The sequence below is a fragment of the Streptomyces sp. NPDC054847 genome, from assembly GCF_053610925.1.
Map to the genome: position 1 here is coordinate 1 of NZ_JBSGZJ010000175.1, position 13,520 is coordinate 13,520.

A 13,520-nucleotide genomic window follows, 5' to 3' on the forward strand; every position below is an offset into this window, starting at 1 on the left:
CCCCAAGGCCCGCGGACCGTTTCCGGCCCCGGGTTTTTGGTATTCGGGAGCGCTACGCGCGTAGAAGACGCCCAGGCGCGATAACTTCGCCCCGCCCCCTGCCACTCACAGCCCGCCCCTTCCGCCTGCCCTCCCTGCTCCTCCCGCCAAGGAGAGTGCGTCATCAACGCGTCCAGCCCTCCTGCCGCCGTAGAACTGCGCGGCATCACCAAGCGCTTCCCCGGCGTCGTCGCCAACCACGACATCGACATCACGATCCGTCAGGGCACCGTGCATGCCCTCGTCGGTGAGAACGGTGCCGGTAAGTCGACCCTGATGAAGATCCTCTACGGCATGCAGAAGCCGGACGAGGGCACCATCACCGTCGACGGCGAACAGGTCACCTTCTCGAGCCCCGCCGACGCCATCGCACGCGGCATCGGCATGGTGCACCAGCACTTCATGCTGGCCGACAACCTCACCGTCCTGGAGAACGTGGTTCTCGGCGGCGAGAAGCTGTACGGCATCGGCGCCAAGGCCCGGAAGAAGATCCAGGAGATCTCCGACGCGTACGGCCTGGGGGTCCGCCCGGACGTCCTCGTCGAGCAGCTCGGCGTCGCCGACCGCCAGCGGGTGGAGATCCTCAAGGTCCTCTACCGCGGCGCGCGCACCCTGATCCTCGACGAGCCGACCGCCGTCCTCGTCCCGCAGGAGGTCGACGCTCTCTTCGCCAACCTCCGCGAGCTCAAGGCCGAGGGACTGACCGTCATCTTCATCTCCCACAAGCTGGGGGAGGTGCTGTCGGTCGCCGACGAGATCACCGTCATCCGCCGCGGTACGACGGTCGGCACGGCCGACCCGCGGAACACCACGACCAAGCAGCTCGCCGAGCTGATGGTCGGCAGCGAGCTGCCGTCGCCCGAGACCCGCGAGTCGACGGTGACCGATGTCCCGATGCTGAAGGTCGACGACCTCAGGCTCACGGTGACCGACCCCGACGGCGTGGTCCGCGAGGTCCTTGCCGGGATCGGCTTCACCATCCACAAGGGCGAGGTCATGGGCATCGCCGGCGTCGAGGGCAACGGCCAGACCGAGCTCATCGAGGCCCTGATCGGCCTGCGCGACCCCGACGGGGGTGTCGTCACCCTCGACGGCGCCGACATCTCCCACGCCCCCACCCGCAAGCGGCGTGAGGGCGGCATCGGCTACATCCCCGAGGACCGGCACCGGCACGGGCTGCTGCTCGAGTCGACGCTGTGGGAGAACCGCATCCTCGGCCATGTCACCGAGTCGCCCAACAGCAAGAAGGGCCTGCTCGACCTCAAGGCCGCCCGTCAGGACACCGAGCGGATCGTCCGCGAGTACGACGTGCGCACCCCCGGCATCGAGGTCACCGCGGCCTCCCTGTCCGGCGGCAACCAGCAGAAGCTGATCGTCGGCCGCGAGATGAGCCACGCCCCCAAGCTGCTGATCGCCGCGCACCCCACCCGTGGTGTGGACGTCGGCGCGCAGGCGCAGATCTGGGACCAGATCCGTGAGGCGCGCCGCGAAGGGCTTGCGGTGCTGCTGATCTCGGCCGACCTGGACGAGCTCATCGGGCTCTCCGACACCCTGCGGGTCATGTACCGCGGCCGCCTGGTCGCGGACGCCGACCCCGCGACGATCACTCCGGAGGAGTTGGGCTCGGCGATGACCGGTGCCGCATCCGGCCACCTCGAGCACGACGAGAACGGTGAGAGCCGATGAAGAAGTTCGACAAGGACCGGCTGATCCTCGGCCTGGCGGGCCCGGCGCTCGCCCTGGTCGTGGCCTTCCTGCTCACCTCGGTGGTGCTGCTGCTCTCGGACCTCAGCCCGGTCGAGCCGTACCGGCTGATGGTGGAGCAGATCGAGTTCACCGACGTGCAGGTGCTGATCATCAACCAGACCGGCATCTACTACCTGGCAGCCCTGGCCGTCGCCATCGGCTTCCGGATGAACCTGTTCAACATCGGCGTCGACGGCCAGTACCGCCTCGCGGTCATGCTCGCCGCCGTCGTCGGTGCCGCGGTGGAGCTGCCCGGCCCGCTGCACGTTCTGCTCATCGTGTTCGTCGCCATGGCCGTCGGAGCCTTCTGGGCCGGTATCGCGGGTGTCCTCAAGACCACCCGCGGTGTCAGCGAGGTCGTCTCCACGATCATGCTGAACGCCATCGCGACCAGCCTGATCGCCTGGATGATCCTGCCCGCGAACCTCGGTGTGCGGCCGGAGGGGTCCAACGACCTGACGACCGGTGAGATCGCCGAGTCCGGCTGGTTCCCGGGTCTGGCGCTGGACGGCGGCACCATCTACGGCTTCACCTTCGTGGCCTTCGCGCTGGGCATCGTCTACTGGTTCGTCCTCGGACGCACCCGCTTCGGCTTCGACCTGCGCGCCACCGGCGCCAGCGAGTCCGCCGCCCAGGCGAGCGGCGTCGACGCCAAGAAGATGGTCCTCACGGCCATGCTGATCTCCGGCGCCATGGCCGGCCTCGCCGGTATGCCGATGCTGCTCGGCCAGACCCACACCTACAGCCTGAGCTTCCCCGTCGGTGTCGGCTTCACCGCGATCGGCATCGCCCTGCTCGGCCGCAACAACCCGATCGGCATCCTCTTCGCCTCGCTGCTCTTCGCCTTCCTCGACAAGACGGCCGAAGGCATCGGGCTCGAGGGTTACCCGAAGGAGCTGGCGCTGATCATGCAGGGCCTGATCGTGATCGCGGTCGTCGTGTCCTACGAGCTGGTCCGTCAGTACGGGCTCCGCCGCCAGCAGCAGAAGGTCGGCGAGGAGCTTGCCGCCCAGGCCCGCAAGAACAAGGAGGTGGCGGCGGCATGAGCGAGTCCACGAGCACTGTCTCCATGGCGAGCACCGCGCCCAAGAAGGGCGGCGGCCGCCGCAAGCTGTCCCTGCCCGTCATCCTGCTGATCGTCGCGGGCGGCCTGGCGCTGTTCTCCCTCGTACGGGTGATCAGCGGCGCGGACGACCTCACCTCCGTCGGCCAGGTCTCCGGCGCGCTCCAGCTGGCCGTGCCGATCGGCCTCGCCGGCCTCGGCGGTCTGTGGGCCGAGCGGGCCGGCGTGATCAACATCGGCCTCGAGGGCATGATGATCCTCGGCACCTGGTTCGGCGCCTGGGCGGGCTACCAGTGGGGCCCGTGGACCGGTGTGCTGCTCGGCATCGCCGGCGGCGCGCTCGGCGGTCTGCTGCACGCGGTGATGACGGTGACGTTCAAGGTCAACCACATCGTCTCCGGTGTGGCCATCACCATCCTGGCCACCGGCCTCACCCGTTACATGTCGAACTTCACGTTCGCCGAGACCGAGGGCGGCTCCTCCAAGCAGTCGCCGCGAATCGACGCCATCGAGCGGATCACGATCCCCGGGCTGTCGGACTGGCTGGGGGACCTCCAGGCCAAGCACTGGTTCTTCGTCTCCGACCTGGCCGGTGTGCTGGGCGGCCTGGTCACCAACCTGTCGCTGCTCACCGTCGTCGCGCTGTTGCTGGTGCCCGGCACCTGGTGGCTGCTGTGGCGGACGTCCTTCGGTCTGCGCCTGCGGTCCTGCGGCGAGAACCCGATCGCCGCCGAGTCGCTCGGTGTCAACGTCTACAAGTACAAGTACATCGCCGTCATCGTCTCCGGCGGCCTCGCCGGTCTCGGCGGCGCGTTCCTCGCGATCATCACCGGCATCTACCAGGAGGGCCAGACCGGCGGCCGCGGCTACATCGGTCTCGCCGCCATGATCTTCGGTAACTGGATGCCCGGCGGTATGGCGCTGGGAGCCGGCCTGTTCGGCTTCACCGACAGCCTCAAGCTGCGCGGCGGTGCCGTGAACGTCCACGCGATGCTGCTGCTGCTCGCCATCCTGCTGCTGATCGCGGTGGTCTGGCAGCTGTACAAGAAGAAGTACGTCGGCGCCGTGATCTCGGCCGCCTTCTCCGCGCTGCTGTTCACCTGGTACGCGCTGACGGACGAGCTTCCGAGCCAGTTCGTCGACGCGGCGCCTTACGTGGCCACGCTGCTCGTGCTCGCCGTGTCCGCACAGCGGCTGCGCATGCCCAAGGCCAACGGGCAGCCGTACTTCAGGGGCCAGGGCAAGTGAGCGCGGACGCCGGCTTCGACTGGGAGGCCCTGCGGGCGCTGGCGCGTGAGGCGATGTCGCACGCGTACGCCCCCTACTCGGGCTTCCCGGTCGGAGTCGCCGCCCTCGTCGACGACGGCCGCACGGTGACCGGCTGCAACGTCGAGAACGCCTCGTACGGACTCGGGCTGTGCGCCGAGTGCGGCCTCGTCTCGCAGCTCCAGGCGACGGGCGGCGGCCGGCTGACCCACTTCAGCTGTGTGGACGGCCGGGGCGAGCTGCTGGTGCGGTGCGGCCGCTGCCGTCAGCTGCTGTATGAGTTCGGCGGCCCGGAACTGCTGCTGGACACCCCGGGCGGGATCCTGCCGCTCTCAGAGATGCTCCCGCAGGCCTTCGGCCCCGGTCATCTCGACTAGGTCGTCCTGCCGGGCTCCCGGCCCGGCGCCCCGCGGCCCTTCCGCTTCGGTGGAGGGGCCGCTCCCTTACCCTCTCTCTATGCGCGTAGAGCGCGGCAGACCAACCTGGAGGAATGCCATGGACGTCATCTCCGTCATCCGCACCAAGCGGGACCGCGGCGAGCTGAGCCCCCAGCAGATCGACTGGGTCATCGACGCCTACACCCGCGGCGAGGTCGCGGACGAGCAGATGTCGGCCCTGGCCATGGCCATCCTCCTGAACGGCATGAACCGCACCGAGATCACCCGCTGGACCGCCGCGATGATCGCCTCCGGCGAGCGGATGAACTTCGACACGCTCTCCCGCCCGACCGCCGACAAGCACTCCACCGGCGGCGTCGGCGACAAGATCACGCTGCCGCTCGCCCCGCTGGTCGCCGCCTGCGGCGCGGCCGTCCCGCAGCTGAGCGGCCGCGGACTCGGCCACACCGGCGGCACGCTCGACAAGCTGGAGTCGATCCCCGGCTGGCGCGCGCTGCTCTCCAACGAGGAGATGCTGAACGTCCTCGACACCACCGGCGCGGTCATCTGCGCGGCCGGTGACGGCCTCGCCCCCGCCGACAAGAAGCTCTACGCGCTGCGCGACGTCACCGGCACCGTCGAGGCGATCCCGCTGATCGCGTCCTCGATCATGTCGAAGAAGATCGCGGAGGGCACCGGTTCGCTGGTCCTCGACGTGAAGGTCGGCACCGGCGCGTTCATGAAGAACATCGACGACGCCCGCGAACTGGCCTCCACCATGGTCGCGCTGGGCACCGACAGCGGTGTGAAGACCGTTGCCCTGCTGACCGACATGTCCACCCCGCTCGGCCTGACGGCCGGTAACGCCCTCGAAGTCCGCGAGTCCGTCGAGGTCCTCGCCGGCGGCGGTCCCGCCGATGTCGTGGAGCTGACCCTCGCGCTCGCCCGCGAGATGCTCGACGCCGCCGGGATCAAGGACGCCGACCCGGCGAAGGCCCTGGCCGACGGCTCCGCGATGGACGTCTGGCGCCGCATGATCGCCGCCCAGGGCGGCGACCCGGACGCCGCGCTGCCCGTGGCCCGCGAGCAGCACGTCGTCACCGCGTCCGCCTCCGGCGTGCTGACCCGCCTCGACGCCTACGACATCGGCATCGCCGCCTGGCGTCTCGGCGCCGGCCGCGCCCGCAAGGAGGACCCGGTCCAGGCCGGCGCGGGCGTCGAGATCCACGCCAAGCCGGGCGACACGGTGACCGCGGGCCAGCCGCTGCTGACCCTCCACACGGACACCCCGGAGAAGTTCGACTACGCGCTGGAGTCCCTGGGTGCGGCTTACGACATCGCGGAGCCGGGCACGGCCTTCACGGCGGACCCGATCGTGCTGGACCGCATCGCCTGACCCGGCAGAAGGGTGCCTGACCTGGGGCGACGGCATCCTGCGACCGCAGGGGGAAGACGGGGCCGGTGCAAGTCACCGGTCCCGTCCCGGGCGCCACGATGAGTTCCCGTCGCGGCGCCGGTCTCTTCCGGTGTGGACGCCATGAAGCCAGCTGTCATGCGCATCACCGGGAGGATCGTCCCGGCCGATGTGCCGCGCCTCTGCGAGGAACTCCGCCGCCTGCTCCGTGACGACGGAGCAGGCGGCGGACCTCCCCATGAGGTGTTCTGCGACGTCGCCGGGCTGGCCCAGGTGAATCTCGCCGCCGTCGACGCCCTCGCCCGACTGCACCTCACGGCGCGGCGGCACGGGAGCCGGCTCCGGCTCATGAACGCCGGACCCGAACTGCTCGCCCTGCTGGACCTGGTGGGCCTGCCGGAACTGGCCGACGCCGCCTAGGCCTGTACCGGCGGACAGGACCTCAAGCGGATTCCGCCTCCTCGGCCTCGACCGGCGCGCCCGTCTTGTCCAGTCGCGCCGGCAGGTCGAACAGCGGGAACCAGCGCTTGGTGTCCAGGAAGAAGTCCATCCCGCCGATCTTGCCGTCCGACAGCTCGAGGACGATGAGCGCCCACGGCTCGTACCCCTCGCCGTCCGCCGACGGGTGGTAGTGGGCGAACGCCGGGACGCCGTTCGCCACGGTCGGCACCAGGCGGGAGCCACGGCAGACGTCGCCGACGCCGAGCATCCAGCCCATGATGTCGTCGTGGCCGCGCAGCCACAGGTCGTAAGGGGGCATGGACATGGTCGCGTCCTCATGGAGCAGCGCCGTCAGCGCCTTCATGTCGTAGCCCTCGAAGGCGGCGACATAGCGCTCCAGCAGATGCTGCTGCTCCTCGTCGAGCGGGTCCGCCGCGTCCGACGTGGCCGGGCCATGTTCGTTGAGGGTGGCGCGGGCCCGCTGGAGTGCGCTGTTGACCGACGCGACCGTCGTGCCGAGGAGCTCGGCGACCTCGCTCGCCTTCCAGGCCAGCACCTCCCGCAGGATCAGCACCGCCCGCTGCTTGGGCGGCAGATGCTGGAGTGCCGCGACGAACGCCAGCCTGATCGTCTCCCGCTCCACGGCCGTCTCCGCCGGGTCCGCCACGGAGGGCAGCACCCGTCCGTCGGGCACCGGCTCGAGCCAGGTGATCTCGGGGCGGGCGTTGAGCTGGGCCTGTGCGACCGGTGTGGGACCGGACAGGTCCATCGGGCGGGCGCGGCGATTACCGGCGTTCAGCATGTCCAGGCACACATTCGTCGCGATGCGGTACAGCCATGAGCGCAGGGAGGACCGGCCCTCGAACTTCTCGAAACTGCGCCACGCCCGGACCATCGTGTCCTGGACGGCGTCCTCCGCCTCGAAGGACGAGCCGAGCATCCGGTAGCAGTAGCCGGTCAGCTCTTTTCGGTGCTGCTCCAGCCGCGAATCCAGGTCCTGCGTCGCTGCCAGGTCACTCATCGGGTCCACCCCTGTCACCCATCGGTACCACCGCTTCGAAAGCTACCGCAGGCCACTGACACTCACCGCCGGACGGAAAAATCAGGAGCGGAACCAGGAGTGTTTCAGTGGCGCGCGCCCGCCGGCACGAGCCGTGCCCGGGCCCGCGCCGCGTGCGTCCCGTAGAGGGTGATCGACACGACGCCGAGGACCGCCAGCAGCCCCAGCAGCACCGTGCCGCCCCAGCCGCCGGTGTGGAAGGCGACCGCGCCGAGCGTGCCGCCCGCGCTGCTGCCCAGGTAGTACGCCGACTGGTAGAGCGCGGACGCCTGCGCGCGGCCCGTCTTCGCCGTACGGCTCACGGAGGACGAGGCCACCGCGTGGCCGGCGAAGAATCCGGCGGTGATCAGGACGAGGCCGAGGAGCACCAGAGCCAGCGTGTCCGAGAGGGACAGCAGCAGACCCGCGGCGGTCGTGGCGACCGCGAGGTACAGCGCGCCCCGGCGCCCGAGCCGGGCGACGAGCTGCCCGGCCGCGGCCGAGGAGACCGTACCCACCAGGTAGACCAGGAAGATCGAGCCGATCACGCCCTGCGGAAGGCCGAAGGGCTCCGCGACCAGCCGGTAGCCGATCACCGTGTACACGGCGCCGAAGACGGTCATGAACAGCGCGCCGATCGCGTACAGGCGCAGCAGCAGCGGATCGGCGAGGTGACCGCGGACGGTCCTCGCCAGGGTGCGGGGGTCGAGCGTTCCGGGCGTGAAGTGCCGGGCCTTCGGCAGCAGCGCGCGGAAGACCAGGGCGCAGGCCAGCGCCATCACGCCGACCGCGGCGAGCGCGACGCGCCAGCCGAAGGCCTGTGCCACCCAGCCCGTGAGGATCCGGCCGCTCATGCCGCCGATGCTGTTTCCCGCCACGAACAGTCCGATCGCGCCGACCAGCGCCTTCGGCCGGACCTCTTCGGCGAGGAACGCCATCGCCGAAGCGGGCAGACCGGCGAGCGCCGCGCCCTGCACGGCGCGCAGCGCCACCAGCCACTCGACGTTCGGCGCGAACGGCACCAGCAGCCCCACCACGACCGCGACCGCGAGGGACACGTTCATCACGGCGGTCCGCCCGAAGCGCTCCGACAGCGCGCTCATCGGCAGGACGCACAGGGCCAGCGCGCCGGTCGCGGCGGACACGGTCCAGCTGGCGGCCGACGCGGTGACGCCGAAGTCGGCGGAGACGGCGGGCAGCAGCGCCTGCGTGGAGTAGAGGAGGGCGAAGGTCGCCATCCCGGCGGCGAAGAGCGCGAAGCTCATGCGGCGGTAACCGGCCACGCCGGGGGAGAGGAGATCGGGGGACGACGGGGCGGCGCCCACGGTGGTGGGCGCCTTGGTACTGGCAGGAGGCATACGTCGAAGGTAGGCTCCGGTTTTTCATGCGTCCAATGCATGAAACGGCGACAATCGTTCCCATGGTGCATGAACGCAGCTCAGGGCCCCGCCTGTCACCCAGTAGTTACGAAGAAGACATCACGCTGGAGCTTGCTCCCCGCCTCGCGTACTTCGCGGGCGTCGCCCGGCACGAGCATGTGACGCGCGCCGCGCAGGACATGGGCGTCCCCCAGTCGACGCTGTCGCGGGCGATGGTCCGCCTCGAAGCGGATCTGGGCGTCACCCTGTTCGCCCGCAAAGGCCGCACGGTCTCGCTCACCCCGGCCGGCCGGACGTTCCTCGTCTCCGTCGAGCGGGCGCTGGCCGAGGTGGAACGGGCCGCGGAGTCCGTCCGCGCCGACACCGACCCGCGGTCGGGCAAGGTCGCCTTCGGCTTTCTGCACACCATGGGGTCCGAGACGGTGCCCGGACTGATCCGGGCCTTCCGCGCGGACCACCCGCGCATCCGCTTCACCCTCGTCCAGAACTACGGCGAGGCGATGATCGAACGGCTCCGGGCGGGCGAGCTGGACCTGTGTCTCACCTCGCCCGTGCCCGACGCCCCCGACCTCGTCGCCCGCCGCCTCGACGAACAGCGCCTGCGGCTCGTGGTTCCCGACGACCACCGGCTGGCCGGCCGCAAACGCGTCCGGCTCGCGGAGGCGGCCGACGAGAGCTTCGTGACCCTCGAACCCGGTTACGGGCTGCGCCGCATCACCGACGACCTGTGCGCCGAGGCCGGGTTCACACCGCGCGTCGCCTTCGAGGGCGAGGAGGCGGAGACACTGCGCGGGCTGGTGGCGGCCGGTCTGGGCGTGGCCCTCCTGCCGCCGCCGGCCGTCGCCCGCCCGGGCGTCGTGGAGCTGACGGTGACGGCGCCCAGGGCGGCCCGCGAGATCGGCGTCGCCTGGCTCGACGGTCACCCGGAGACACCGCCGGTGGCGGAGTTCAAGCGTTTCCTGCTGTCCCGGCGCGGCCGGCTGCTGCCGCAGTAGCCGAGTGGCCGCCGAAGCCGCTCCCGGCCCCGGCAGCCCCGGGACGTGAACGGCTTCGGCGGGGAGGCGGGACGTCAGTGAGCCGCGTCGAGCCTGGCGCGCTGGTCCTCCGTCAGGTCCAGGTCCACGGCCGCCAGGTTCTCCTCCAGTTGGGCCACGGAGGACGCCCCCGCAAGCGGGATCACCGGCAGCGGGCCGCCGATCTGCCAGGCGAGGACCACCTGGTTCACGCTCGCGCCGGTCTCCTTCGCGACCTCGCGCAGCACGGTGAGCCGGGCGGGCGTGCCCGGGTGGTCGTAGTCCGGCGGCAGCGGCTTGTCCTCGCGGGAGTACGCCCCGGCGAGCAGCGGCGAGTACGCGACCAGGGTCAGACCGGGTTCGGCCCGCAGATAGCTCAGCAGCTCCGCACCGGCGTGACCGAGACTGCCGTCCGGGAAGAGGTCGGACGGCATGTCGAGACGCGGCCGCAGATGGCTGTGCTGGTACTGGAGCACCTCGTATCCGGGCACTCCGGCGGCAGCGGCGAGCGCGCGTGCCCGCTCGACGCGCCAGATCGCGTGGTTGCTGGCGCCGAGCAGGCCGACCGTGCCCTCCGCCACCAGCGCGCCGAAGGCCTCCGCCGTCTCCGCGAGCGGGACGGTCCGGTCCTCGATGTGCGCGTAGAGCAGGTCGAGCCGGTCGACACCGAGCCGCTCCCGGCTGCGCTCCGCCGCCTCGCGTACCGCCTTGGCGGACAGGCCCTCCGCGTTGTCCACGTAACCGGTGCCGGGCGCGAGCGGCGCGGCGCCCAGCTTGGTGGCGATGACCACCTCGTTCCCGATGCCGCGGCTCCGGCGCCAGCGGCCGAGCAGCGCCTCGCTCTGGCCGCCGACGTCACCTCCGACCCAGAACGCGTAGTTGTCGGAGGTGTCGATGAAATTCCCACCGGCCTCGACATAGCGGTCCAGGACGGCGAACGAGGTCTTCTCGTCGGTCAGGGTGCCGAACAGCATGGCGCCAAGCGCCAGCACGCTGACCCTGCGCCCGGTGCTCCGGTCGGTGCCGATGGTGCGGTACTTCATGGTGGTTCCCTCCCCTTCACGCCCGAAGTCCCCGGGCTCGCAAGGGAGTCTGGATTTTGGAGCGCACTTCAAGTCAAGCCCGTCAGGCCCGCAGCGACCGCCCGAATCCCGCCGCCAGCGGCATCCGCAGCCCGAGCGGCGGCGGCGCAGCGAGGGCGTCGGCGACCGGGCGGGCGTAGGACCTCGTGAAAAGGGAGCCGCGGACGAAGTCCACGGCCAGCGCCTGCACTTCCGCCTGGTACTGGCGCAGCGCGTGCCCGTCGGAGTGGACCTCGAAGCGGCAGATGTCGCGGTGGGACTTCTTGGCGCGCTCGGCGAGCCGGTAGGAGAGCTCCGGGTCCGTCCGCGCGTCGTTGGTGCCGTGCACGATCAGCACTTGGCGGCCGGCGAGCTGCCGCACCGGCTCCGGGTCCGCCGCCATGTCGTCGTCCGGCAGCCAAGGCGCCAGCGCCAGCACGGAGTTGACGGCCGGGTGCCCGGCCGCGTGCAGCGCCGCCCGTCCGCCCATGCCGTGGCCGGCCAGGCACACGGGCACGTCCCCGTAGCGGCGTACGACCTCCTCCACCGCCCAGGTCGCGTCCGCGGCGAGCCGGGCGTCCGCCCCGTTCCAGCCGCGGCCGCGGTAGCGGACGCTGTGCACGACCAGCCCGTCGTCGCGTCCCGCCCTCGCGAGCGTCCGGCCGAGCGGCAGCACGGCGGCGTACGACCACGCGGACGCCCTGCGCGCCGACTCCGGTTCGCCGTCCGGCAGCAGCAGCACCGCCCCCGCCACCGCCGGGTCCGTCCCGTCGTTCCGGACGCCGGAACGCCCCGGCAGGCTGCCGAGCCTCGCCCGCGGTGTCCGGCCCCCTCGTTCCGCCCGTACGACGGTCGTCCCACCGAGGGCGTTCGCCGCTGCGGCCTCAGCGGCCGGACGCCCCCACCACCGGGGCAGTGCGTGGTGTGCCATGGCAGAACAGTCTCAGAAGGCGAGGTGTACTCCACCCGTACGCACGGTCACTGTTACGTATCGACAGGCGATCCGAGGGGGCGCGCTCTACGCGCGTAGGGGCTAGAGTGCGCAGATGACGAGCCAGACCCTCAATTCGCCCACCGCGGACCAGATCCGCCGCGCCCCGAAGGTGCTGCTCCACGACCACCTGGACGGCGGTCTGCGGCCGGGCACGATCATCGAACTCGCCCGCGACGCCGGGTACGAGGCCCTTCCGGAGACCGAACCCGACAAGCTCGGTATCTGGTTCCGCGAGGCCGCGGACTCGGGCTCGCTGGAACGCTACCTGGAGACCTTCGCGCACACCTGTGCCGTGATGCAGTCCCGCGACGCGCTGTTCCGCGTGGCCGCGGAGTGCGCACAGGACCTGGCGGAGGACGGGGTCGTCTACGCCGAGGTCCGCTACGCCCCCGAGCAGCACCTCGAGGGCGGCCTGAGTCTCGAGGAGGTCGTCGAGGCGGTCAACGAGGGCTTCCGCGAAGGGGAGCGGCTGGCCCGCGAGAGCGGCCACCGGATCCGGGTCGGCGCGCTGCTCACCGCGATGCGGCACGCCGCCCGCGCGCTGGAGATCGCCGAACTCGCCAACCGCTACCGCGACAACGGCGTCGTCGGGTTCGACATCGCCGGCGCAGAGGCGGGCTTCCCGCCCACCCGCCACCTCGACGCCTTCGAGTACCTGAAGCGCGAGAACAACCACTTCACCATCCATGCCGGCGAGGCGTTCGGGCTGCCGTCCATCTGGCAGGCGCTCCAGTGGTGCGGCGCCGACCGGCTCGGGCACGGCGTGCGGATCATCGACGACATCGAGGTGGCGGACGACGGCTCGGTGAAGCTGGGCCGGCTCGCCGCGTACGTACGGGACAAGCGCATCCCGCTGGAGATGTGCCCCACCTCCAACCTGCAGACGGGCGCCGCCGACTCCATCGCCGCCCATCCCATCGGGCTGCTGCGGAAGCTGCACTTCAGGACCACGGTCAACACCGACAACCGGCTGATGAGCGGCACCAGCATGAGCCGCGAGTTCGAGCTCCTGACCGAGGCGTTCGGATACACGCTCGACGACATGCAGTGGTTCACCGTCAACGCGATGAAGTCCGCGTTCATCCCTTTCGATGAACGACTGGCGATGATCAACGACGTCATCAAGCCGGGCTATGCCGAACTCAAGTCCGAATGGCTGTTCCGGCAGACCGCCACAGGGGGGAACTGACCCCTCGCCGTCACCCGGACGGCATCTACACCGAAGCGGCCGGAGCCGTCAATTTCCGGCCGCTTCGCGGTGTTTGCAGGGCATGTGCAAGCCTGACTAGCTTGCAGAGCCGCTCATGTTCCCGTCCCCAAGGATTCGTTCCTGATGAAGCAGTCTGCTGCAAAGACCCTCGGTGTCGCCGCTCTCGGTGCCGCCTTCGCCGCTGCCGCCGCGGGTACCGCCTCCGCGGCCCCCGCCGTACCCGACCCGACGGGTGCGCTCGGCAACCTCTCCACGACGCTGCCGCTCAACGAGGTCACCGAAAAGCTGCCGGCGGGCGCGGCCGCGGTGCCCGCCACCGCGCAGGGTGCTGTCGGGGAGGCCGTTCCCTCGGGTGCGACCGACCCGGTCAGCGGTCTGCTCGGCGGCCTCCCGGTGACCGGCGCCCTTGGTGATCTCACCGGTGGCCTGCCGACCGGTGGCCTGCCGCTCGGTATCTGACGCGCGCACAGCCGGCCCA

The 13,520-nt window shown here is 70.9% G+C and carries 13 protein-coding genes; 9 read left to right on the top strand and 4 right to left on the bottom strand.

What is annotated here, in order from left to right; all coding sequences use genetic code 11:
- The first annotated feature begins 195 nt into the window (after positions 1 to 195).
- The 6 genes from ACWGH4_RS18850 to ACWGH4_RS18875 all read left to right on the top strand — a co-directional run bounded on the left by ACWGH4_RS18850 (position 196) and on the right by ACWGH4_RS18875 (position 6,325).
- A complete protein-coding gene (locus tag ACWGH4_RS18850; RefSeq protein WP_441264221.1) occupies positions 196 to 1,725 on the top strand; it encodes an ATP-binding cassette domain-containing protein in 1,530 nt (509 codons plus the stop codon).
- Positions 1,722 to 2,831: an ABC transporter permease gene (locus ACWGH4_RS18855; protein ID WP_453461981.1), complete on the top strand. Its 1,110-nt coding sequence runs from the start codon at positions 1,722 to 1,724 to the stop codon at positions 2,829 to 2,831. Before ACWGH4_RS18850 ends, ACWGH4_RS18855 begins: the two co-directional genes overlap by 4 nt.
- Positions 2,828 to 4,096 carry an ABC transporter permease subunit gene (locus ACWGH4_RS18860; RefSeq protein WP_441263840.1) on the top strand — a complete coding sequence of 423 codons (1,269 nt, stop codon included), beginning with the start codon at positions 2,828 to 2,830 and terminating at the stop codon, positions 4,094 to 4,096. Before ACWGH4_RS18855 ends, ACWGH4_RS18860 begins: the two co-directional genes overlap by 4 nt.
- The gene (locus ACWGH4_RS18865) at positions 4,093 to 4,491 is read left to right on the top strand and encodes a cytidine deaminase (protein ID WP_453461985.1); all 399 of its coding nucleotides are present in this window, start codon (positions 4,093 to 4,095) and stop codon (positions 4,489 to 4,491) included. The genes ACWGH4_RS18860 and ACWGH4_RS18865 overlap by 4 nt, the downstream gene beginning before the upstream one ends.
- A gap of 118 nt (positions 4,492 to 4,609) precedes the next feature.
- Positions 4,610 to 5,887, top strand: a complete 1,278-nt coding sequence (locus ACWGH4_RS18870) for a thymidine phosphorylase (protein ID WP_453461988.1) — start codon at positions 4,610 to 4,612, stop codon at positions 5,885 to 5,887.
- Between the two features lie 141 nt (positions 5,888 to 6,028).
- On the top strand, positions 6,029 to 6,325 hold the full coding sequence (locus tag ACWGH4_RS18875; RefSeq protein ID WP_453461991.1) for an STAS domain-containing protein: 297 nt from the start codon (positions 6,029 to 6,031) through the stop codon (positions 6,323 to 6,325).
- A 22-nt stretch (positions 6,326 to 6,347) separates the two neighbouring features.
- Here ACWGH4_RS18875 and ACWGH4_RS18880 read toward each other — a convergent pair whose 3' ends face one another.
- Together ACWGH4_RS18880 and ACWGH4_RS18885 are read right to left on the bottom strand one after the other, a co-directional pair.
- Positions 6,348 to 7,367, bottom strand: a complete 1,020-nt coding sequence (locus ACWGH4_RS18880; protein ID WP_453461994.1) for a sigma-70 family RNA polymerase sigma factor — start codon at positions 7,365 to 7,367, stop codon at positions 6,348 to 6,350.
- A 104-nt stretch (positions 7,368 to 7,471) separates the two neighbouring features.
- Complete coding sequence (locus ACWGH4_RS18885) at positions 7,472 to 8,743, bottom strand: MFS transporter (protein ID WP_453461997.1); 1,272 nt, start codon at positions 8,741 to 8,743, stop codon at positions 7,472 to 7,474.
- 62 nt (positions 8,744 to 8,805) lie between these two features.
- On the opposite strand from ACWGH4_RS18885, the gene ACWGH4_RS18890 reads away from it, so the two are divergent.
- Positions 8,806 to 9,759 (top strand): LysR family transcriptional regulator, encoded by a 954-nt coding sequence (locus tag ACWGH4_RS18890; protein WP_189466569.1) that lies wholly within the window; start codon positions 8,806 to 8,808, stop codon positions 9,757 to 9,759.
- A 74-nt stretch (positions 9,760 to 9,833) separates the two neighbouring features.
- On the opposite strand, the gene ACWGH4_RS18895 is transcribed toward ACWGH4_RS18890, so the two are convergent.
- Entirely contained in the window at positions 9,834 to 10,820 is a 987-nt protein-coding gene (locus tag ACWGH4_RS18895) for an aldo/keto reductase (RefSeq protein WP_453462001.1), read from the bottom strand.
- Positions 10,821 to 10,902: 82 nt separating this feature from the next.
- The gene (locus ACWGH4_RS18900; RefSeq protein ID WP_453462004.1) at positions 10,903 to 11,769 is read right to left on the bottom strand and encodes an alpha/beta hydrolase; all 867 of its coding nucleotides are present in this window, start codon (positions 11,767 to 11,769) and stop codon (positions 10,903 to 10,905) included.
- Between the two features lie 115 nt (positions 11,770 to 11,884).
- Here ACWGH4_RS18900 and ACWGH4_RS18905 point away from each other — a divergent pair, with 115 nt between their 5' ends.
- Together ACWGH4_RS18905 and ACWGH4_RS18910 are read left to right on the top strand one after the other, a co-directional pair.
- Positions 11,885 to 13,021 carry an adenosine deaminase gene (locus ACWGH4_RS18905; protein ID WP_307707940.1) on the top strand — a complete coding sequence of 379 codons (1,137 nt, stop codon included), beginning with the start codon at positions 11,885 to 11,887 and terminating at the stop codon, positions 13,019 to 13,021.
- A gap of 144 nt (positions 13,022 to 13,165) precedes the next feature.
- Positions 13,166 to 13,501, top strand: a complete 336-nt coding sequence (locus ACWGH4_RS18910) for an ATP-binding protein (protein ID WP_441263848.1) — start codon at positions 13,166 to 13,168, stop codon at positions 13,499 to 13,501.
- Positions 13,502 to 13,520 lie beyond the last annotated feature (19 nt).

Coding starts and splice junctions, on each gene's coding strand:
- ACWGH4_RS18890 (WP_189466569.1), top strand. CDS start 8,806: ATGGTGCATGAACGCAGCTCAGGGCCCCGCCTGTCACCCAGTAGTTAC.
- ACWGH4_RS18885 (WP_453461997.1), bottom strand. CDS start 8,743: ATGCCTCCTGCCAGTACCAAGGCGCCCACCACCGTGGGCGCCGCCCCG.
- ACWGH4_RS18855 (WP_453461981.1), top strand. CDS start 1,722: ATGAAGAAGTTCGACAAGGACCGGCTGATCCTCGGCCTGGCGGGCCCG.
- ACWGH4_RS18910 (WP_441263848.1), top strand. CDS start 13,166: ATGAAGCAGTCTGCTGCAAAGACCCTCGGTGTCGCCGCTCTCGGTGCC.
- ACWGH4_RS18880 (WP_453461994.1), bottom strand. CDS start 7,367: ATGAGTGACCTGGCAGCGACGCAGGACCTGGATTCGCGGCTGGAGCAG.
- ACWGH4_RS18870 (WP_453461988.1), top strand. CDS start 4,610: ATGGACGTCATCTCCGTCATCCGCACCAAGCGGGACCGCGGCGAGCTG.
- ACWGH4_RS18875 (WP_453461991.1), top strand. CDS start 6,029: ATGAAGCCAGCTGTCATGCGCATCACCGGGAGGATCGTCCCGGCCGAT.
- ACWGH4_RS18900 (WP_453462004.1), bottom strand. CDS start 11,769: ATGGCACACCACGCACTGCCCCGGTGGTGGGGGCGTCCGGCCGCTGAG.
- ACWGH4_RS18895 (WP_453462001.1), bottom strand. CDS start 10,820: ATGAAGTACCGCACCATCGGCACCGACCGGAGCACCGGGCGCAGGGTC.
- ACWGH4_RS18905 (WP_307707940.1), top strand. CDS start 11,885: ATGACGAGCCAGACCCTCAATTCGCCCACCGCGGACCAGATCCGCCGC.
- ACWGH4_RS18860 (WP_441263840.1), top strand. CDS start 2,828: ATGAGCGAGTCCACGAGCACTGTCTCCATGGCGAGCACCGCGCCCAAG.